The sequence below is a fragment of the Thioclava indica genome (genome assembly GCF_000714545.1).
Lineage (GTDB): Bacteria > Pseudomonadota > Alphaproteobacteria > Rhodobacterales > Rhodobacteraceae > Thioclava > Thioclava indica.
Genome location: NZ_AUNB01000029.1, coordinates 198,412 through 219,600, shown reverse-complemented (window position 1 = coordinate 219,600; position 21,189 = coordinate 198,412). Strand labels below are relative to the sequence as shown.

The window sequence follows — 21,189 nt, the reverse complement described above, 5'->3', positions numbered from 1 at the left end:
CCGCCATCGGTCACCAGAACGCGGCGCGCGCCGCGATCCAGCAGGCCCTGAGCGGCCTCATACGCGCTTTTGAAATTGCGCTGGCACAGAATGCCGGCCTCTTCGAGATTGACGTAAAGCGTGGCGCGCGGATGGGCCAAAAGCGGCGTCAGGCGTTCGGCCTTGCCGGGGCTGGCAGGGGCAACGCGCAGGTCGGATTTCGCAAATAGCGGTGAGCTTGCAATTTGCGACAGAAGCGCCTCGGTGAGGTTGCCATCCAGCGCGACCGGACCTTCCCACGGGGCCTCAAGCGAGCCAAGCCGACCATCGCTAAGCGGCATCAAAATCTTGTCGCCCGCGGCCTCAAGACTATGGGCATCCGCAATCGCCGCGATCAGCCCATTGCCCCCCTCAATCGCCATATAGCGGTCGGTGGGCAGGTCATCAGAGCGATAAAGATAGTCGCAATCCACGCCCAGAACCCGCGACGTTTCGATCAGGTCATTGCCTTGGCTGTCACGCCCCAGCGCGGTCAAAATCGCCGGGCGCAGACCAAAACGGCGCAGGGTCATCGCGATGTTCATTGCAACACCACCGGGCAGGCGCTCGATCCGGCCGGGCACGTCCGAGCCAAGATGCATATGCAGCGAACTGCGCCCGATTATGTCCCACAGGACCGAGCCGATACACAAGATGTCAGGGGGTGATTCACGCATGCCCCTTGGTGGCCCGAGACGGGGCAGGGCGCAAGGGGGCGCTTTTGCAAACGCCCCCCGATTTTCAGCTTTGAAGCCATGCGGCAGCATTCGGCCCTAGCGTCAGCTTGCCGCCCGTGAGTGTGGCGGCTTGCGTGGGTCCGATCAGGCGGCCTGCGGGGGCGTCAATCGTCACCGGATCGGGGCCGAGATTGAACAGGCAGGTGAGGTTTTGCTCGGGTGAGATGCGCGTGAAGCCAAGGATCGGATCGGGCAGATCGAGAAAGACGCTACGCCCGTCTGACAGCGCCGCCGAGCCTTTGCGAAAGGCGATCGCGGCGCGGTAATGGGCCAGCACGCTGTCGGGATCACCCTCTTGCAGGCTGACGGCGCGGGCCGCTTGTGGCGCTTTCACCGGCAGCCACGGCTTGACGGTTGAGAACCCGGCATTGGCGGTTTCGTCCCAGACCATCGGCGTGCGACACCCGTCGCGCCCCTTGTTTTCGGGCCAGAACCGAAGACCGGGCGGGTCGGTCAACTCGCTATACTCCAGATCCGTTTCGCTCTGACCCAGCTCTTCGCCCTGATAAATCCCGATCGTGCCCTGAAACGACACCAGCATCGAGATCGCCAGTTTCGCGATCCTCTCGGGCGTGCCAAACTTTGCCCAGCGGGTCACATGGCGCTGCACGTCATGGTTGGAGAACGACCAGCTTGGCCAACCATCGGGCGCACCGTTAAAGAAACCCTCGATCTTCGAGCGGAAATGCTCGGGCGTGAATTTCGGCCCGAGCATGTCGAAACTATAGGCCATGTGCAGCCGGTTGGTGCCCGAGGTGTATTCCTCCATGATGCCAAGCGCGCGATGGGGGGCCTCGCCGACCTCGCCGACCAGCGTGCGCGCCTCGAACTCATCCAGCACCGCGCGCATGCGTTCCAGAAACGCCAGATTCTCGGGGCGGTTCTTGTCAAACGCGTGATCTTGCATGTCATAGGTCGACAGCGGCGGCCAACGATCACCGTCGGGCGTCATCGCGGGGTTATCGCGCAACTCGGGGTCGTGGAAATAGTAGTTTACCGTATCAAGGCGGAACCCGTCAACGCCGCGCTCCAGCCAAAAGCGCAGCACATCGAGCAACTCATCCTGCACCGCCGGATTATGCAGGTTCAGATCTGGCTGTGAAATCAGGAAGTTATGCAGGTAATACTGGCCCCGTTCAGGCGCGTATTCCCACGACGAGCCGCCGAAAACCGATTGCCAGTTATTGGGCGGAGAGCCGTCGGGTTTGGGATCGGCCCAGACATACCAATCGGCCTTGGCGCCGCCCTTTTTAGAGTCTTTGAACCACGGATGCTGATCCGAGCTGTGCGAGATCACCTGATCAATGATCACCTTCAACCCCAGCTCATGGGCGCGCGCCACCAGCGCGTCGAAATCGGCCAAAGTGCCAAATTGCGGATCAATGTCGCGGTAATTTGCCACGTCATAGCCCATATCGGCCATCGGCGAGGTAAAGATCGGCGACAGCCAGATCACATCGACGCCAAGGCTCGCGACATGATCAAGGCGGCGCGTGATGCCCGCCAGATCGCCGATCCCGTCCCCTGAATCGTCTTGAAAGCTGCGGGGGTAAATCTGGTAAATCACCGCGCCGCGCCACCATTCCTTGTTCATATCACGCTCCTGCCGTTTCGGGTTTGCCTGTTCTTTCGCCAAGTTTAGGTTTGTTAGCGCAAACGGCAACCGTTATAGAGGGGGTATTCTCCCATCGCTTGACCTTATTGGCGCGGGTGCCCATCAATCAATCGAGATCACAGCTTTCGGAGGCTTCGCCCGTGACCAACACTCCAACGCCGACCGCCGAGTCACTGCGCGACAAGATTTTGCATCATGTCACCTATTCGATGGGCAAGGATGCCAAACACGCCTCGATCTATGACTGGCGCATGGCGCTCAGCCTGGCGCTGCGCGATCGCGTGGTAGAGCCTTGGTTTGCAGCGACCCGCAAGACTTGGGATCAGGGGCGCAAGCGCGTCTATTACCTGTCGATGGAATTTCTGAGCGGGCGGATGCTGGAAGATGCCGCGATCAATCTGGGGTTGCGCGCGACCTGTCGCAGCGCGATCGAGGGCTTGGGGCTGGATTGGTATGAGGTCATCGAAAACGAACCCGATGCCGCGCTTGGCAATGGCGGGTTGGGGCGGCTGGCGGCGTGCTATATGGAAAGCATGGCAAGCCTTGGCTGTCCGGGTTACGGCTATGGCATCCGCTATGAGCACGGGTTGTTCAAGCAGCGCTTTGAGGGCGGGCAGCAGGTCGAGACGCCCGAAGATTGGCTGAAACAGCGCCATCCTTGGGAATTCGAGCGCCCCGAAAGTGCGTATGAAATCGGCTTCAAGGGGTATGTCGAAACGGTAGACGGCAAGCCCCATTGGGTGCCCGGCGAAACCGTGCTCGCCGAGGCCTATGACATGCCGGTGATCGGCTGGCAGGGCAAATGGGCCAACACGTTGCGCCTATGGTCGGCCAAGCCCACCGAGATGTTCGATCTCGCGCGCTTTAACCATGGTGACTATGCTGCGGCGGCTGAACCCGAGGCCTTGGCGCGCACGCTGAGCCGGGTGCTTTATCCCGATGACACGACCTATGCGGGCAAGGAATTGCGCCTCAAGCAGGAGTATTTCCTGACCGCCGCCGCGCTGCAAGACATCCTGCGCCGCCATCTTGCTGCGGACCTGTCGCTGGAAGCCTTGCCCAAGCATGTCGCGATCCAGATGAACGACACGCATCCCGCGATTGCCGGGCCGGAACTGATCCGTCTGCTGAGCGATGTGCACGGGATGGAGTTCGAACACGCCATTGAGACGGCTGTGCAATGTCTGGGCTACACCAACCACACCCTGCTGCCCGAGGCGCTGGAGCATTGGGCGACCTATCTGATGGGCACGGTGCTGCCGCGCCATATGCAGATCATCGAAAAGATTGATAGCTGGCATCGGCGCAACCACCCGAACCGGCCCCATTTCGTGGGCATCGTCAAGCATCAAGAGGTGCGCATGGGCGAGCTGGCCTTTATCACCTCGCATAAGGTGAACGGGGTGTCGGCGCTGCACACCGAGCTGATCAAGAAGAACCTGTTTCCCGAGCTGAACAAGCTGCATCCCGGTCGCATCATTAACCAAACCAACGGCATCACCCCGCGCCGCTGGCTGCGCATGGCCAACCCCGCGCTGTCGCATCTGATCATCGACACGATCGGCGAGGGCTGGGAGGGCGATCTCGACCGGCTGCGCGAACTGGAACCCCATATCGAGGATTCGGCGTTCCTTGATAAATTCATGGCCGCCAAACGCACCAATAAGGAACATCTGGCCGCGTGGATTGCGCAAAGCGAAGGGATCACGCTCAACCCCGATGCGATTTTTGACATTCAGGTCAAGCGCTTGCACGAATACAAACGGCAGTTGATGAACATCTTGCAGACGATCAGCGAGTGGCACGAGATGCGCGAGAACCCGCAGGCCGATTACCAACCCCGCGTCAAGATCTTCGGCGGCAAGGCGGCACCGGGCTATTACGCGGCCAAGCAGATCATCCGGCTGATCAAGGACGTGGCCGAGGTCATCAACAACGACCCGCTGATCGGGGATCGCCTGAAAATCGTCTATCCGGCCAATTACAACGTCTCGATGGCCGAACGTCTGATTCCGGCGGCGGATCTATCGGAACAGATCTCGACCGCGGGTAAGGAAGCCTCGGGGACGGGGAATATGAAATTCGCGCTCAATGGTGCGTTGACGATTGGCACGCTGGACGGTGCGAATGTGGAAATTCGTGAACAGGTGGGGGCGGAGAACTTTTTCCTCTTTGGTCTGACCGCAGATGAGGTGATGGAGCGCCGCCGCGACCCCGAACATGCGCGCCACGCGATCTTGGAAAGCCCGGTTTTGCAGGATGTTTTGCAGATGATTGCCGAGGGGCGCTTTTCGCCAGACGAGCCCGAGCGCTATCACGATCTGGTCCATAATATGTGGAACAGCGATTATTTCCTCGTCGCCTCGGACTTTGAGTCCTACCGGTCCTCTCAGAAAGAGGTGGACGTAGCCTTCGGTGATCGCGCAAGCTGGGCAAAGATGGCGGCCCTGAATACGGCGCGGATGGGGTTCTTTTCGTCCGACCGTGCGATTGCGGGCTATATGAGGGATATCTGGGACACGACATCTGCCCTATAGGCAGGCGTGCGCGCCCCGGTTGAAGGAGCGACATGGCACTGATTGATCGCGCAACCGCCGAAGCCTTGACCGAAGGGCTCCACCCCGATCCGTTCTCGGTGTTAGGCGTGCATGACGGGCGTTTGGTCGCCTTTGTGCCGGGCGCGAAACGGGTCTGGGCCGTGGGCAAGCGCGAAGAAGAGCTGACCGAGATCATCCCCGAGGTTTTCGCGAGCAAATGGGATAACGGCCCTTACCGGCTGCGCGCCAGCAATGACGACGCGATGTGGGATTTCGACGATCCCTACAGCTTTCCACCCGTGCTGGGGGAGATGGACAAATATCTGATCGGTGAGGGCACGCATAAGCGGCTTTGGGAGAAACTTGGCGCACATGCGATCACGCATCAGGGCGTTGAGGGGGTGCATTTCGCGCTTTGGGCGCCCAATGCGCGGCGCGTGTCCGTCGTGGGCGATTTCAACTTTTGGGATGGCCGACGGCATCAGATGCGCCGCTTGGGCGAAACCGGAGTGTGGGAGATTTTCGTGCCCGGTCTGCATGAGGGCGCGATTTACAAATACGAATTGCTCGATGGCGACGGGCGGCTCTTGCCGCTCAAAGCCGACCCGCTGGGGTTTGGGGCTGAACACCCGCCCGCGCAGGCCTCGGTCGTGCGCAAGCTGGGGCTGCATCATTTCGGGGATGGGGCATGGCTGAAACACCGTGCCGCGCGTCAGGAACGCCACGCGCCGATTTCCATTTATGAGGTCCATCTTGGATCATGGGTGCGGGTTTGGGATGAAGGCGGTCGCCCGCTGAGCTATCACGAGCTGGCCGAGAAGCTGATTGATTACGTTTGCGACCTAGGCTTCACCCATATCGAGCTGCTGCCGATCACCGAGTTTCCCTTTGACGGCTCGTGGGGATATCAGCCGATCGGGCTCTATGCCCCCACGATCCGCCATGGCCGCCCCGAGGAGTTTGCCGAGCTGGTCGATGCCGCGCATCGCCGTGGTGTGGGCGTGATCCTTGACTGGGTGCCCGGTCATTTTCCGACCGACGCACACGGGTTGCAGAAATTCGATGGCACGGCGCTGTATGAACACGCCGATCCGAGAGAGGGGTTTCATCAGGACTGGAACACGCTGATTTACAATTACGGGCGGCGCGAGGTGTCGAACTTTCTGCTCGCCAACGCGTTGTTCTGGCTAGAGGAATATCACCTCGACGGGCTGCGCGTGGATGCTGTGGCCTCGATGCTCTATCGTGATTATTCCCGTGAGCCCGGCGAATGGATACCCAATAAGGATGGCGGGCGCGAAAACCTTGAGGCGATTGAATTCCTAAAGGCGATGAATGCGGCGTCCTATGGCGGGGCCGAAGGGATCATGACCGTGGCCGAGGAAAGCACCGCCTTTCCCGGTGTGACGCGCCCCGTGCATGAGGGCGGGCTTGGCTTTGGCTATAAGTGGAACATGGGCTGGATGAACGACACCCTGCGCTATTTCGCGCGCGAGCCGGTGCATCGCAAGTTTCACCACAACGAACTTACCTTTGCATCTTCATATACTTACAGCGAGAACTTCATCCTACCGATCAGCCATGACGAGGTGGTGCATGGCAAGGGCTCGATGCTCGGCAAAATGCCCGGCGACGAGCACGAAAAATACGCCAACCTGCGCGCCTTTTACGCGTTTCAATGGGCGCATCCGGGCAAGAAGCTGTTGTTCATGGGGCAGGAATTCGGCCAGTGGTCGGAATGGAGCCATGAACGCGAGCTGGATTGGTATCTGCTTGATGATCCGCGTCATGCGGGCCTGCGCAATTTGGTGCGCGATCTCAACCGCTTGTATCGCGAAATGCCGGCGCTGCATTGGGGGGATTGCGACCCGCAAGGCTTCGCGTGGATCGAGGCGGATGACGCGGAAAACTCGGTTTTCGTGTTTGAGCGCCGCGCGCCCGGTGTGCCCCCGGTCGTCGTCGTCGCCAATCTGACGCCGATAGATCGCACTTACCGCATTGGCCTGCCGCAAGGGGGCGAATGGGTCGAGTTCATGAACACCAATTCGGCCCATTACGGCGGCGAAAACTGGGGTAATCTGGGCTATATCACCTCCCAGTCGCAGCCCCATTCGAACCGACAATACAGTGCCGAAGTTTATTTGCCGCCACTCTCGGTCGTGATGTTCACGCCCGGTTGAGCGCTTTGAGGGAGGGGAGAGAATGCTACCACAACCCAATACACGTCTCAGCGCGCAGGCGATGGCCTTTGTTCTGGCAGGCGGGCGCGGGAGTCGTTTGAAAGAGCTGACCGACAGGCGCGCCAAACCGGCGGTTTATTTCGGCGGCAAAACGCGGATCATTGACTTTGCGCTGTCAAATGCGCTCAATTCCGGCATTCGCAAGATGGCGATTGCGACGCAATACAAGGCGCATTCGCTGATCCGCCACGTCCAGCGCGGCTGGAACTTTTTCCGCGCCGAGCGCAATGAATATCTTGATATCCTGCCCGCAAGCCAGCGCGTCACCGATAGCCGCTGGTATCTGGGAACCGCCGACGCGGTGGCGCAAAACATTGATATTATTGATGATTACGGCGTGAAATTCGTCGTCATTCTTGCCGGTGACCACATCTACAAGATGGATTATGAAATCATGCTGCGCGAGCATGTCGACAATAAGGCCGATGTCACCATCGGCTGCCTGACCGTGCCGCGCGACGAGGCGACGGCCTTTGGCGTGATGGCGATCGACAAAAGCGGGCAGGTGACCGAGTTTCTTGAAAAACCCAAAAACCCGCCGGGCATGCCGGGCGATCCCGATCACAGCCTTGCCTCGATGGGGATCTATATTTTCAACTGGGATTTCCTGCGCGACCTGCTGCGCCGCGATATGGAAGACACGAATTCCAGCCATGATTTCGGCCATGATCTGATCCCCCATATCGTCAAACACGGCAAGGCGATGGCGCATAAGTTCAGCGATAGCTGCGTGACTTCGGGGCTGGAGACCGAACCCTATTGGCGCGATGTCGGCACGGTGGATGCGTTCTGGCAGGCCAATATCGACCTCACCGATTTCACGCCCAAGCTGGACTTGTATGACAACGAATGGCCGATCTGGACCTATGCCGAGATCGTGCCGCCCGCGAAATTCATCCATGACGAGGATGGGCGGCGCGGCTCTGCGGTGTCCTCGCTGGTGTCAGGCGATTGTATCGTCTCGGGGTCCGAGGTGCGCCATTCGCTGCTGTATACCGGCGTGCGTGCGCATAGTTTTTCTGCGCTTGATCAAGCAGTTGTGCTGCCCTATGTCGATATTGGCCGCAATGCACGGCTTAGCCATTGCGTGATTGATCGCGGTGTGCAAATTCCCAAAGGCCTGGTCGTGGGTGAAGACCCAGACGAGGATGCAAAGTGGTTTCGTCGCACCGAAGGGGGCGTTGTGCTGATCACCCAGCCGATGCTTGATAAACGCGCGGCGGCGCTGGATTAGATTTGGGAGGGGGCTGGGCTGTCTGCCTCCGCGGCTGTCGCCGCCCCCCGAGAGTATTTGAGGCCAGATGAAATGGGCAAAATGCGCAAGGTTCTTTCCGTCGCCTCTGAAGCGGTGCCGCTGATCAAGACGGGTGGGCTTGCGGATGTGGTGGGCGCGCTGCCGCGGGCGCTGGCCGGGCAGGGCTGGGAGATGCGGGTGATGATCCCGGCCTATCGCGGTGTTTTGAAATCCCTGAAAGCGGCGAAAGCGGTTTGGAAAAGCCCCGATCTGTTCGGCGCGCCTGCGCGGCTGATGCAGGGCAAAGTCGGTGTGATAATCGTTTTGGCGCTGGATGCGCCCCATCTGTTTGATCGCGCGGGCGGGCCGTATTCGGATGCCGGGGTTGATTTTGTCGATAACGGCGAACGCTTTGCCGCGCTGAGCTATGTCGCAGCGGAGGTGGCGCGCAAAGGGGTGGCGGGTTGGAAACCCGAGATCGTGCATGCGCATGATTGGCAGACCGGGCTGGTGCCGTGGTATCTGCGCGGCACCGGTGTTCCTACAGTGATCACGGTGCATAATATCGCGTTTCAAGGACGGTTTGCGCGCACCAAGCTGGAGGCGTTGGGCCTGACACAGGCCGATTTCCAGCGCGACGGTGTTGAGTATTGGGGCGATATCTCAACGCTCAAGGCGGGGCTGATGGCGGCGGATGCGATCACGACGGTCAGCCCGCGCTATGCCGATGAGCTGATGCGCCCTGAATTTGGCATGGGGTTAGAGGGCGTTTTGCAACTGCGCGCGCGTGACTTGCATGGCATCCTGAATGGCATTGATGGCGCGGCATGGAACCCGGAAACGGACCCGCATATCAGCCCGTTCTCAGTCAAGAAAATTGCGGATAAAGGCAATAATCGCAAAGCCTTACAAGATGAATTTAACCTAAATGTCAAAGGCCCGTTGGCGATTTTGATCTCTCGTTTGACCGATCAAAAGGGCATTGATCTGATCGCCCCCGCGATTGAACCGTTCCTTGCGGCAGGCGGGGGCTTGGCGGTTTTGGGGTCCGGGGATCGCTGGGCCGAGGCGGCAATGCTTGATCTTGCCACGCGCTATCCCTCTCAGGTGGGCGTCAAGATCGGCTATGATGAGGTGCAGAGCCATCGCATGTTTGCCGGGGGTGACGCGGTGCTGGTACCCTCGCGGTTTGAACCTTGCGGGCTGACCCAGCTTTACGGGCTGCGCTATGGCTGTTTGCCGGTGGTCGCGGCGGTCGGCGGATTGGCCGATACGGTGGTGGGTGCAACGCCTGCGACGATGGCGGCCAAGGCGGCGACAGGCGTTGTGTTTCATCCCGTCGATGCGCTGGCTCTGGAGCAGGGGTTGATGAAACTGGTGTCGCTTTATGAAGATCGCGCAGTTTGGCGGGCGATGGTGGCGCGCGCGATGAAGCTTGATTGGGGATGGGAGCGCTCGGCTAGCCTGTATGCTGCGCTTTATGATACGTTGATTTCCAATGCAGATTGAGGTGGGCTGTGCAGATACGCTGGGGGCCACGCTGACCAGCGAAGGCGTGAATTTTGCGCTGGCGTCACAGCATTCCGAGGCGGTCGATCTGTGCCTGTTTACGCCTGATGGCGAGGTGCAATTGCGCCTGCCAGGACGCTCGGGCGCGATTTGGCACGGGTTTGTGCCGGGGCTTGAGGCAGGGGCGCGTTATGGCTATCGTGTGCACGGGCCTTGGGCGCCTGAATCGGGGCATCGCTTTAACCCCGCCAAGCTGTTGATTGATCCATACGCGCGGGCCTTGGATCAGCCTGTGATCTGGCAACCCACTCTGGCGCAAGGGAAATCCAATCCGGATGCGCAGGATTCTGCAACCGATATGGCGAAATCGGTGGTGTGCGAAACGCAGCTTCCCGAGTGGCAGCGCCCGGCCCATCGCTGGCGTGATAGCGTCATTTACGAGGCCCACCCAAAGGGTCTGAGCATGCTGCATCCCGATATCCCCGAGGCCTTGCGCGGCACTTGGGCGGGGCTGGCGAGCGATCCCGTCCTGGCGCATCTGGGCAGGCTTGGCGTCACCGCGATTGAACTGCTGCCGACCTGCGCCTTTCTTGATGACAAGTTCCTCGTGGAAAAGGATTTGCGCAATTATTGGGGCTATCAGCCGATTGGGTTTTTCGCCCCTGAGCCGCGCTATGGCGGCCCCGATCCGCGCGGAGAATTTCGCGACATGGTGCGCCGGTTTCATAACGTCGGGATCGAGGTGATCCTTGATGTGGTGTTCAACCACACCGGTGAGGGCGATGCACGCGGCCCCTTGCTGTCGCTGCGCGGGATCGACAATGCCAGCTATTACCGTCTTGGGGATCGCGGCGCGTATATTAACGAGACGGGCACGGGAAACACGCTGGATCTGTCCAATCCGCTTGCGCTGCGCCTTGTGATGGATTGCCTGCGCCATTGGGTCCTGGAGATGGGCGTGGACGGGTTTCGCTTTGATCTCGCGGCCACTTTGGCGCGTGGCGCAAGCGGCGCGGTTGAGGCAAATGCGCCGTTCCTAAGTGCCATCGCGCAAGATCCGGTGCTGAGCAAGGTCAAGCTGATTGCTGAGCCGTGGGATATCGGCCCCGGAGGCTATTTCTTGGGCGGGTTTCCCCATCCGTTCACCGAGTGGAATGACCGCTTTCGCGATGATACGCGCCGGTTTTGGCGTGGCGATAGCTGCATGGCGGGTGATCTGGCGCGCCGGGTTGCGGGCTCGGCTGAAGTGTTTGACCATGACGGGCGCTGCGCGAGCGCCTCGGTGAATTTCATCACGGCGCATGATGGGTTCACCTTGCAAGACCTTGTAAGTTATAACGAAAAGCACAACGAGGCGAATGGCGAAGGCAATCGCGATGGCCATAATGCGAACTTCTCGCAGGCGTTGCCAGATCGCGGCGCACAGGATGCGCGCAAACGTGCGTTACTTGCCACGCTGATCCTGAGCCAAGGTGTGCCAATGCTGCTGGCGGGCGATGAATTTGGCAATTCGCAGGGCGGCAACAACAACGCCTATGCGCAGGACAACCCGATTGGCTGGCTCCATTGGCCCAATGCCGATGAGGCGCTGATCGCGTTTACCGCGCGGCTGATCGCGCTGCGCACCGCCTATCCAGTGCTGCGCCAGCGTCGGTTCTTGCACGCATTGACGCGCGCACAAGACGGGATGCGAGACATGATCTGGCGGCTGTGTTCGGGCGATGAACCCATGCCTCACGATTGGGGCAATCCCGATCTGCGCTGCATTGGCGTGGAAATTCGCGGTGCCGCCGAAGGTCCAGCCGAGGAGGCAGGCGATCGCGCCGCCTATCTGATATTCAACGCAGGCGGCGCTTGTGAGGCGCATCTGCCCGCAGGCGCGTGGGAGCGTGTGCTGGATAGCGCCGATCCCGATGGCGCAGCTTTGCCCATGACCGACGCTTCAACTTGCCTTGCCGCGCAATCGCTGCAAGTTTTCATCCAATCGCTACCGCAGGAGCCATCATGACCCGCCACGCCACGACGCCCTTTGAGGGACAGAAACCCGGCACCTCTGGTTTGCGCAAGAAAACCCGCGTGTTCATGCAGCCGCGCTACCTTGAGAATTTCGTGCAAGCGACATTTGACGCGATTGGCGGCATTGCGGGACAGACCTTGGTTCTGGGCGGCGACGGGCGCTTTTTCGGGGACGCGGCGGCGCGTACGATCCTCAAGATGGCGGCGGCGAACGGCGCGCGGCGGGTGATCGTGGGGCAGGGCGCGTGGCTGTCAACTCCGGCGGCCTCGCATCTGATCCGCGCACGCAGCGCGATGGGCGGCATCATCTTGTCGGCAAGCCACAACCCCGGCGGTCCGGATGAGGATTTCGGTGTTAAATACAACATGGGCAATGGCGGCCCTGCGCCGGAATCGGTGACCGCGGCTATCTATGCGCGCACTCAGTACATCACGGAATATCTTTGTCTGGATGCGAGCGATCCTGATCTGACGACTGTCGGTGAGGCTCAGCTTGGCACGATGGTTGTCGAGGTGGCGGACCCGGTCGAAGCCTATGCCGACATGATGGAGAGTTTGTTCGATTTCAACGCATTGCGGGCCATGTTTAATGCCGGATTTCGGATGCGCATGGATTCGATGTGCGCGATCACCGGGCCTTATGCTGTCGAGATTTTCGAGCGCCGCTTGGGCGCGCCTGCGGGTACCGTTACCCATGCCACGCCGCTGCCCGATTTCGGCGGAATGCATCCCGATCCCAACCCGACCTGGGCGCATGAATTGATGGCGGAAATGATGGGCGCGGATGCACCTGATTTCGGCGCAGCGTCTGATGGCGATGGCGATCGCAATATGGTTCTGGGCGCGGGGATCTATGTGTCGCCGTCCGATAGTCTGGCCGTTCTGGCGGCCAATGCACATCTGGTTCCGGGCTATAAATCGGGGTTAAAAGGCGTCGCAAGATCCATGCCAACATCGGCTGCAGTGGACCGTGTGGCGGCTGAAATGGGGCTGGATTGTTATGAAACACCAACGGGTTGGAAGTTTTTCGGCAATCTGATGGATGCCGGACGTGTCAGCCTATGCGGTGAGGAGAGCTTTGGCACCGGCTCTGATCATGTGCGTGAGAAGGACGGGCTTTGGGCGGTGCTGATGTGGCTCAATATCCTTGCCGTGCGCCAGATGAGCGTGGCCGAAATTTTGCAAGATCACTGGGCGCGGTTCGGGCGCAATTACTATTCGCGCCATGATTACGAGGCGCTGCCGATCGATCAGGCGGAGGCGATGCTGGGTGATCTGCGCACGCGTCTGGATGGTTTGAAAGGGGCGCAATTCGAGGGGCTTAGCGTCGAGAGTGCCGACGAGTTTTCCTACACCGATCCCGTCGATGGCTCGATCTCGACGGGCCAAGGGTTTCGCATCTTGTTTGAAGGAGGCTCGCGCGTCGTGCTGCGTTTGTCGGGTACGGGCACCGAGGGCGCGACCTTACGCGTCTATCTAGAACGCTACGCGCCGGGGCCGGACGGGCTGGAACACGACCCACAAGAGGCGCTGGCGCCGATCATCAAGGCCACCGAGGCGATTGTGGGCATTCGCGAGCGCACAGGGCGCGCGGAGCCAAATGTGATTACGTAAAACTGCAAATTGGGGTGCCGAGTGTCTTCCAAAACTGGGTATCACATAATCCTATAATCGGTATTATGTAACCATAACGCATCAAGAAAGCCAGCTAAGCCATTGTTTTGGTGTAGATCTACCGTATTGGCATCGGCAAGAACTTTCCACTGAGGCCGATGATCTCATCCCAGATCCGTAAAGTCAGATCGCGCGGACGCTCTTTTACCGGACGCACAAGAAACCAATGTCGCATCAGCGGCAGCCCCGGCGCGTTGAGCTGCACCAGACGCCCGGTGTCGATCTCATCCGTCACCGTATGCAGGCTGAGAAACGCGACGCCAAGCCCGGCCATCACGGCTTGCTTGATCGTCTCGTTGCTATCCATTTCAAGCGTGTCATAGATCCGCCCGTCGCCAACCCGATCCAACCAGCGCGACATCAAAATGCGCGTGCCTGAGCCTTGCTCTCGCGAAATGAAGCGCTGCGCAAACAGCATATCCAGATCGCTGGCATGACCGATCAGCGGATGACCCGGCGGCGCGATTAGCCCGTGCGGATGATCCCCCAGCGGCTCTGCGATCACCTCGGGCTGACGTGGTGGCCGCCCCATCACGACGATATCGAACGAGCCGCGCTCCAACCCTTGCAGGATTTCCGTCCGGTTACCGATCTTCAGCGACAGCTCGATTTCGGGATGCGCGTCTTGCATCAATTTGACCAATCTGGGCGCGAAATATTTCCCCGTCGAGACCACGCCAAGCGTCAATCTGCCGACCTGACCACGCTGAATCGCGCGCAGATTGGCCTCGGCCTGCGACAAACTGTCCTCAATCCGCAGCGCCGTTTCGCGCAGTGCGTGGCCTGCCTCTGTCAGTTCTGATCCCGCGCCATCAACGGCCCGCTGGATTAGCTTCATCTGCAACGCCTCTTCCAAGCCTTTGATTTGCGTATGAATTGCCGGAGTCGTCAAGCCAAGCGCCTCACCAGCCGCCGTCAGCGACCCGCCTTTGGCCACCGCATCCAGCGCGCGCAATTGCTTTAATGTGAGGGCATTCATCCGCATCGGCATTAAAGTTTCCTTAAAGCGATTTCTGATTATTTAAATTTCATAAAACCACAAATTCCGCAATCGTAACCTCACTTCAGCACATCACCTTGGAGGAGGAGCCGATGTCCGTGAGTTTCGAAGGCCTCGGCCTATCCACCGAATTATCAGATACGATGACCCGCCTGACACAGGTCGGCGCGCAACTGGCGCGTATCATAGCCCGCAACGGGATTGAGGGTGATCTGTCGGAATCTGCGGGCGTTAATGCCGGTGGTGACGGTCAAAAGGCGCTCGATGTGATCGCGGATGAGGCGTTTATGGACGCGCTGCGCGATGGTGCGGTGATCCATTACGCCTCAGAGGAACAAGACGATGTCGTTGATTTTGGCACCGGTTCGTTGGCGCTGGCGATCGACCCGCTGGATGGATCATCCAATATCGACGTGAACGTCTCGATCGGCACGATTTTCTCGATCTTTCCCGCCGCCGAGACGCATGAGGCCAGTTTTCTGCGCCCCGGGAGCGAGCAAATCGCAGGCGGTTATATCATCTTCGGGCCGCAGACCGCGCTGGTTGTCAGCTTTGGGAATGGCGTGCAGCAATGGGTGCTGGAGCCGGGCGGCGATACCTGGACCCGCGTCGCCGATCCGCGCCCCCTGCCCGTCGATACGTCCGAATATGCGATCAACGCTTCGAATTACCGCCATTGGCCAGTGCCGATCCGCGCCTTTGTCGATGATATGGTGGCGGGGTCCGAGGGGCCGCGCGGGCGCAATTTCAACATGCGCTGGATTGCCTCGCTGGTGGCGGAAACCCATCGAATTATCAGCCGCGGCGGCGTGTTTCTCTATCCCGGCGATGACCGCGATGGCTATAAGCGCGGTCGTCTGCGCCATGTCTATGAATGCGCGCCGATTGCGTTCCTGATCACGCAGCTTGGCGGTGGGGCCACCGATGGGGCCGACCCGATCCTGAGCGCCCTGCCCGATCAATTGCACGCCCGCACGCCGTTCGTGTTCGGGTCCAACGCCAAAGTCGCGCGCGTCGCAGCCTATCACGATCTGCCCCAAGACGAGGCTCATGCCTTGTTCAACAATCGCGGCCTGTTCCGGAGCTAAATCATGTCCAAGAAACATCCGATCATCTCTGTCGTGGGCTCCTCTGGGGCTGGCACGTCGACCGTTAAATCCACCTTTGAGCAGATCTTTCGCCGCGAGGAAATCACCGCCGTCTCGATTGAGGGCGATGCGTTTCACCGCTTTAACCGCGCCGATATGAAGGCCGAGTTGCAAAAGCACTATGACGAAAGTGACCCAGGTTTTTCGCACTTTTCTTATGAAGCCAATGAGTTGGTCGAACTAGAGCGGGTCTTTCGCGAGTATGGCGAGACCGGCAAAGGCAAGACGCGCCACTATATTCACGATGAAACCGAGGCCGAACGTCACGGCACGCCGCCGGGTCATTTCACGCCTTGGGATGATTTTGAGAACGATTCCGATCTGTTGTTTTACGAGGGGCTGCATGGCTGCGTCGTCAATGATGAGGTCAATCTTGCGCAACTCGCCGATCTGAAAATCGGTGTTGTGCCGGTGATCAACCTTGAATGGACGCAGAAGATCCATCGCGACCGGGCCTCGCGCGGCTACTCGACCGAGGCGGTGACCGATGTGATCCTGCGCCGGATGCATTCCTATGTGAATTGCATCGTGCCGCAATTCTCGGAAACCGACATCAACTTTCAGCGTGTGCCGGTGGTGGATACGTCAAACCCGTTCATCGCGCGCTGGATTCCGACGCCCGACGAAAGCCTTGTCGTGATCCGGTTCAAGAACCCGCGCGGCATCGATTTCCCCTATCTGACCTCGATGATCCACGGCTCGTGGATGAGCCGCGCCAATTCGATCGTGATCCCCGGCAACAAGCAGGATCTTGCGATGCAACTGATCCTAACCCCGTTGATCGAGCGCCTCGTGCGCGACGGTCGGCGCGCTTAGGAAGGATGAACAACGCCATGAAAGACATTCAAACCACTCAAGAAACGGAAATGGCCAATGCCATTCGTGCACTTGCCATGGATGCCGTGCAGCGGGCTAATTCCGGTCATCCGGGGATGCCGATGGGCATGGCCGACGTCGCGACCGTTCTGTTCAACCGCTTTATATCGATTGATCCGAGCGCGCCGAAATGGCCCGATCGCGACCGGTTCGTTCTGTCGGCGGGACATGGTTCGATGCTGCTTTATGCGATCCATCATCTGCTGGGTTACGCCGACATGGATATGGACCAACTGCGCAACTTCCGCCAACTCGGGTCACGCACCGCTGGACACCCCGAATATGGCCATGCCGATGGGATCGAGGTGACGACAGGCCCCTTGGGTCAGGGCATTGCGACCTCGGTCGGTATGGCGCTAGCGGAAAAGATGAAGAACGCGCGCTATAGCGATGATAACGTAAACCATTTCACCTATGTCATCGCGGGAGATGGCTGCCTGATGGAAGGCATTAGCCACGAGGCGATTGATCTGGCTGGGCATCTTGGCTTGGGCAAGCTGGTGGTGATGTGGGACGACAATGCGATCACGATTGATGGCGATACCAACCTGTCCACCTCGACCGATCAGCAGGCGCGCTTTGCGGCTGCGGGCTGGCATGTCAGCGCTTGTGACGGTCACGACATGGAGGCCATTGCGGACGCCATCGCGGCTGCACGCCATGACCCGCGCCCCTCGCTGATTGCGTGCCGCACGATCATCGGCTTTGGCGCGCCCAACAAGCAAGGCTGCCATGATGTGCATGGCGCACCGCTGGGCGATGCCGAGATTGCAGCCGCGCGCAAGCAGTTGAACTGGGCCTATGAACCGTTTGAGATCCCTCAACAAACCTATGATGCATGGCGCGCTATTGCTGCGCGTGGGGCTGCTAAACGGGCCGAGTGGGAAAAACGCATCAGCGCCGAGTTTCAAGCGGCTGAGGATTGTGACACAAGCGCCCTGCCCGCCGCAATCGAGGCGTTCAAGCGTCAACTTTCGCAGGACAAGCCTAAGGTCGCGACCCGCAAAGCCAGCCAGATGGCGCTGGAAGTGGTCAATGCCACCCTACCCTTCACGGTTGGCGGCTCGGCCGATCTGACTGGTTCGAACCTTACGAAAAGCTCGGAAATGCAATCGGTTACGCCGCAAGATTTCAGTGGTGATTACATCCATTACGGTATTCGCGAGCACGGGATGGCGGCGGCGATGAACGGGATTGCGCTGCATGGCGGGCTCAAGCCCTATGGCGGCACCTTCATGGCCTTTGCCGATTATTGCCGCCCCGCGATCCGGCTGTCTGCTCTGATGGGCGTGCCGGTGACCTATGTGATGACGCATGACAGCATCGATCTGGGCGAGGATGGCCCGACGCACCAACCCGACGAGCATCTCGCCAGCCTGCGCGCCATTCCCAACCTGTTGGTGATGCGCCCGACGGATGCGGTGGAAACCGCCGAGGCTTGGGAAATCGCAATGATGTCAGAGGACAAGCCGGTAATGATCGTGTCGTCTCGGCAAAACCTGCCGCTGCAGCGCGTGGATCATGTCGCGGAAAACCTAAGCGCTCGCGGGGCCTATTTGCTGCGTGATCCCGCGCAGCGCGATGTGACGCTGATTGCCACGGGGTCCGAGGTTGAAATCGCGATGGTGGCAGCAGATCAGCTTGAGGCCGAGGGGATCAAGGCCGCCGTTGTATCCGCCCCGTGTTTTGAGCTGTTTGACGCGCAGGACCAAGCCTATCGCAACGCCATCCTTGGCACCGCGCCGCGTGTGGGCTGCGAGGCTGCGATCCGGCAAGGCTGGGATCTGTTTCTCGACCGACAGGACGGCTTTGTCGGGATGAAAGGGTTTGGAGCATCAGCCCCTGCCCCGGCGCTGTATGAACACTTCGGAATCACGGCGCAAGCCATTGTGAACCAGGCAAAAAGCCGGATCTGAGCAAGCCGGGGGCCAGCCCCCGGACCCCCGGGATATTTTGGTCAAGAGGAAGACCGGTGAAAGAGGAACGACCGATATGGCATTGATAACGCTCAGACACCTTCTAGATCACGCCGCCGAGCGTGGCTATGGCGTGCCCGCGTTCAACATCAACAATATGGAACAGGGTCTCGCGATCATGAAGGCGGCGGCGAAATGTGACTCGCCTGTCATTATGCAAGCCAGTCGCGGCGCGCGCAGCTATGCGGGCGACATCATGCTGCGCCATATGATTCAGGCGCTGGCCGAGATGTATCCGCATATCCCGCTGTGTATGCACCAAGATCACGGCAATAACGAGCAGACTTGCCTGAGCGCAATTCGCCACGGGTTTACCTCGGTGATGATGGATGGCTCGCTAGAGGCGGATATGAAAACCCCCTCGTCTTATGAGTATAACGTCGAGATTACAGAACGTGTTTCGCGGATGGCGCATTGGGTCGGGGCCTCGGTTGAGGGCGAGCTGGGCGTGTTGGGTAGCCTTGAAACCGGTGAAGCTGCGGCCGAGGACGGCTCGGGGGCTGAGGGCAAGTTGAGCATGGATGACCTGCTCACAGATCCCGACCAAGCCAAGGATTTCGTGGCCAAAACCAAGGTTGATGCGCTGGCGATTGCTTGCGGCACAAGCCACGGTGCCTATAAGTTCTCGCGCAAGCCGACTGGCGATATCTTGGCGATTGAACGCATTGAGCAAATCCACGCCAAGATCCCGAATGTGCATCTGGTCATGCATGGCTCGTCAAGCGTTCCGCAATATCTGCAGGATCTGATTAACGCGTTCGGTGGCGAAATGCCCCAGACTTACGGCGTGCCGGTCGAAGAAATCGAGCGCGGCATCAAATCGGGCGTGCGCAAGGTTAATATCGACACCGATAACCGCATGGCGATCACCGGACAGTTTCGCAAAGTGGCGATGCAGAAAAAGACCGAGTTCGATCCGCGCAAATTCACCATTCCCGCGATGGAAGAGATGGAAAAGCTGTGTCTTGACCGGTTCGAGCGGTTCGGCACCGCGGGAAACGCCAGCAAAATCAACGCCATCGACATGGACGAGATGGCCAAACGCTACAGCACAGGCGCGCTTGATCCAAGGGCATAAGGCAAAACCTTGCCCAAGGCCCACAGGCAATGGCGCGCAAACGACCGGATTTTCAGGGAGAAGGAGACCCCGACATGAACACGCAAGCACCCTCGGCCAAATATTCCGCAGGCGTCAAGGAATACCGCGAGACCTATTGGGAACCCAATTACACCCCTAAGGACAGCGATGTTCTGGCCTGTTTCAAGATCACCCCGCAAGCGGGCGTGCCGCGCGAAGAGGCGGCAGCGGCTGTGGCGGCGGAAAGTTCCACCGGCACTTGGACGACGGTCTGGACGGACCTTCTGACCGATCTGGAATATTACAAGGGTCGTGCCTACGCGATTGAGGACGTGCCGGGCGATGATGAAAGCTATTATGCCTTTATCGCCTACCCGATGGGCCTGTTCGAGGAAGGCTCGGTCGTCAACGTCTTTACCTCGTTGGTGGGCAACGTGTTCGGCTTTAAGGCCGTGCGAGCGCTGCGTCTGGAAGATGTGCGTTTTCCGCTGTGGTTCGTGACCACCTGCGACGGCCCGCCCCACGGCATTCAGGTGGAGCGCGACAAGCTTGATAAATACGGCCGCCCGTTCTTGGGCTGCACGATCAAGCCGAAACTGGGCCTCTCGGCCAAGAACTACGGGCGCGCGGTTTACGAGGCGCTGCGTGGCGGGCTTGATTTCACCAAGGATGACGAGAACATCAACTCGCAACCTTTCATGCGCTGGCGTGACCGCTTTGAGTTCTGCCAAGAAGCCATTGAAAAGGCGGAACTTGAGACGGGAGAACGCAAAGGCCACTACCTCAACGTGACCGCGCCCAATATCGAGGAAATGTATAAACGCGCCGAGTTCGCCAAAGAGATCGGCTCGCCGATCATCATGTCGGATTACCTCACGATGGGCTGGGCTGCGCAGGCGTCGCTGTCGCGCTGGTGTCGCGATAATGGCATGCTGCTGCATGTTCACCGCGCGATGCATGGCGTGATCGACCGTCACCCCAAGCACGGCATCAACTTCCGCGTGCTGGCGAAAATGCTGCGTCTGCTAGGCGGCGATCACCTGCATTCGGGCACAGTGGTCGGCAAGTTGGAGGGCGACCGCGCCGCGACATTGGGCTGGATCGACCTGATGCGCGAGAAATACATCAAAGAGGACCGCTCGCGCGGGATCTTCTTTGATCAGGATTGGGGCCAGATGCCGGGCGTTCTGCCGGTGGCCTCGGGCGGTATCCACGTCTGGCACATGCCCGCGCTGGTCAACATCTTCGGCGATGACAGCTGCCTGCAATTTGGCGGCGGCACCTTGGGTCACCCCTGGGGCAACGCGGCGGGCGCAGCGGCCAACCGTGTTGCCGTCGAGGCCTGTGTCAAGGCGCGCAACGAAGGCCGCGATCTGGAAAAGGAAAGCAAGGACATCATGACCGAGGCGGGCAAACACTCCCCCGAGCTCAAGATCGCGATGGAGACGTGGAAAGAGATCAAGTTCGAGTTTGACACTGTGGATAAGCTGGACGTCGCCCACCGGTAATCCGCCCGGATCATCGCATGAGG

Annotated in this window: 14 protein-coding genes; 11 read left to right on the top strand and 3 right to left on the bottom strand. The window is 59.7% G+C overall.

The genetic code is table 11. The annotated features are described in order from the left end of the window. Positions 1–695: PfkB family carbohydrate kinase (locus DT23_RS10780; protein ID WP_038131160.1), on the bottom strand; the 695-nt coding region annotated here is incomplete at its 3' end. 64 nt (positions 696–759) lie between these two features. Beyond that, on the bottom strand, positions 760–2,349 hold the full coding sequence (locus DT23_RS10775; RefSeq protein WP_038131094.1) for an alpha-amylase family glycosyl hydrolase: 1,590 nt from the start codon (positions 2,347–2,349) through the stop codon (positions 760–762). A 161-nt stretch (positions 2,350–2,510) separates the two neighbouring features. Between DT23_RS10775 and DT23_RS10770 the strand changes: the two genes are divergently transcribed. The 6 genes from DT23_RS10770 (at position 2,511) to DT23_RS10745 (ending at position 13,520) form a co-directional block, all read left to right on the top strand. Continuing rightward, positions 2,511–4,907 (top strand): glycogen/starch/alpha-glucan phosphorylase, encoded by a 2,397-nt coding sequence (locus DT23_RS10770; protein WP_038131093.1) that lies wholly within the window; start codon positions 2,511–2,513, stop codon positions 4,905–4,907. Positions 4,908–4,939: 32 nt separating this feature from the next. Further along, entirely contained in the window at positions 4,940–7,087 is a 2,148-nt protein-coding gene (gene glgB / locus DT23_RS10765) for a 1,4-alpha-glucan branching protein GlgB (protein ID WP_038131092.1), read from the top strand. A 22-nt stretch (positions 7,088–7,109) separates the two neighbouring features. Further along, a complete protein-coding gene (glgC, locus tag DT23_RS10760; protein WP_038131090.1) occupies positions 7,110–8,381 on the top strand; it encodes a glucose-1-phosphate adenylyltransferase in 1,272 nt (423 codons plus the stop codon). An 81-nt stretch (positions 8,382–8,462) separates the two neighbouring features. Then, complete coding sequence (gene glgA / locus DT23_RS10755; RefSeq protein WP_156023920.1) at positions 8,463–9,890, top strand: glycogen synthase GlgA; 1,428 nt, start codon at positions 8,463–8,465, stop codon at positions 9,888–9,890. Then, positions 9,880–11,898 (top strand): glycogen debranching protein GlgX, encoded by a 2,019-nt coding sequence (gene glgX / locus DT23_RS10750; RefSeq protein ID WP_038131088.1) that lies wholly within the window; start codon positions 9,880–9,882, stop codon positions 11,896–11,898. Before glgA ends, glgX begins: the two co-directional genes overlap by 11 nt. Further along, positions 11,895–13,520 (top strand): alpha-D-glucose phosphate-specific phosphoglucomutase, encoded by a 1,626-nt coding sequence (locus DT23_RS10745; protein ID WP_038131086.1) that lies wholly within the window; start codon positions 11,895–11,897, stop codon positions 13,518–13,520. The genes glgX and DT23_RS10745 overlap by 4 nt, the downstream gene beginning before the upstream one ends. Positions 13,521–13,638: 118 nt before the next feature. Here DT23_RS10745 and cbbR read toward each other — a convergent pair whose 3' ends face one another. Beyond that, positions 13,639–14,571 carry a LysR family regulator CbbR gene (gene cbbR / locus DT23_RS10740; protein WP_240473589.1) on the bottom strand — a complete coding sequence of 311 codons (933 nt, stop codon included), beginning with the start codon at positions 14,569–14,571 and terminating at the stop codon, positions 13,639–13,641. Positions 14,572–14,672: 101 nt separating this feature from the next. Between cbbR and DT23_RS10735 the strand changes: the two genes are divergently transcribed. From DT23_RS10735 to DT23_RS10715, 5 genes are all read left to right on the top strand, one after another. Then, on the top strand, positions 14,673–15,668 hold the full coding sequence (locus DT23_RS10735) for a class 1 fructose-bisphosphatase (protein WP_038131085.1): 996 nt from the start codon (positions 14,673–14,675) through the stop codon (positions 15,666–15,668). A gap of 3 nt (positions 15,669–15,671) precedes the next feature. Beyond that, a complete protein-coding gene (locus DT23_RS10730) occupies positions 15,672–16,544 on the top strand; it encodes a phosphoribulokinase (protein WP_038131084.1) in 873 nt (290 codons plus the stop codon). Positions 16,545–16,561: 17 nt separating this feature from the next. Then, positions 16,562–18,520, top strand: coding sequence for a transketolase (gene tkt / locus DT23_RS10725; RefSeq protein ID WP_038131158.1), 1,959 nt, complete (start codon positions 16,562–16,564; stop codon positions 18,518–18,520). Positions 18,521–18,596: 76 nt separating this feature from the next. Beyond that, positions 18,597–19,658 (top strand): class II fructose-bisphosphate aldolase, encoded by a 1,062-nt coding sequence (fba, locus tag DT23_RS10720; protein WP_038131083.1) that lies wholly within the window; start codon positions 18,597–18,599, stop codon positions 19,656–19,658. Between the two features lie 74 nt (positions 19,659–19,732). Further along, the gene (locus tag DT23_RS10715; RefSeq protein ID WP_038131082.1) at positions 19,733–21,166 is read left to right on the top strand and encodes a form I ribulose bisphosphate carboxylase large subunit; all 1,434 of its coding nucleotides are present in this window, start codon (positions 19,733–19,735) and stop codon (positions 21,164–21,166) included. Positions 21,167–21,189: the final 23 nt, after the last annotated feature.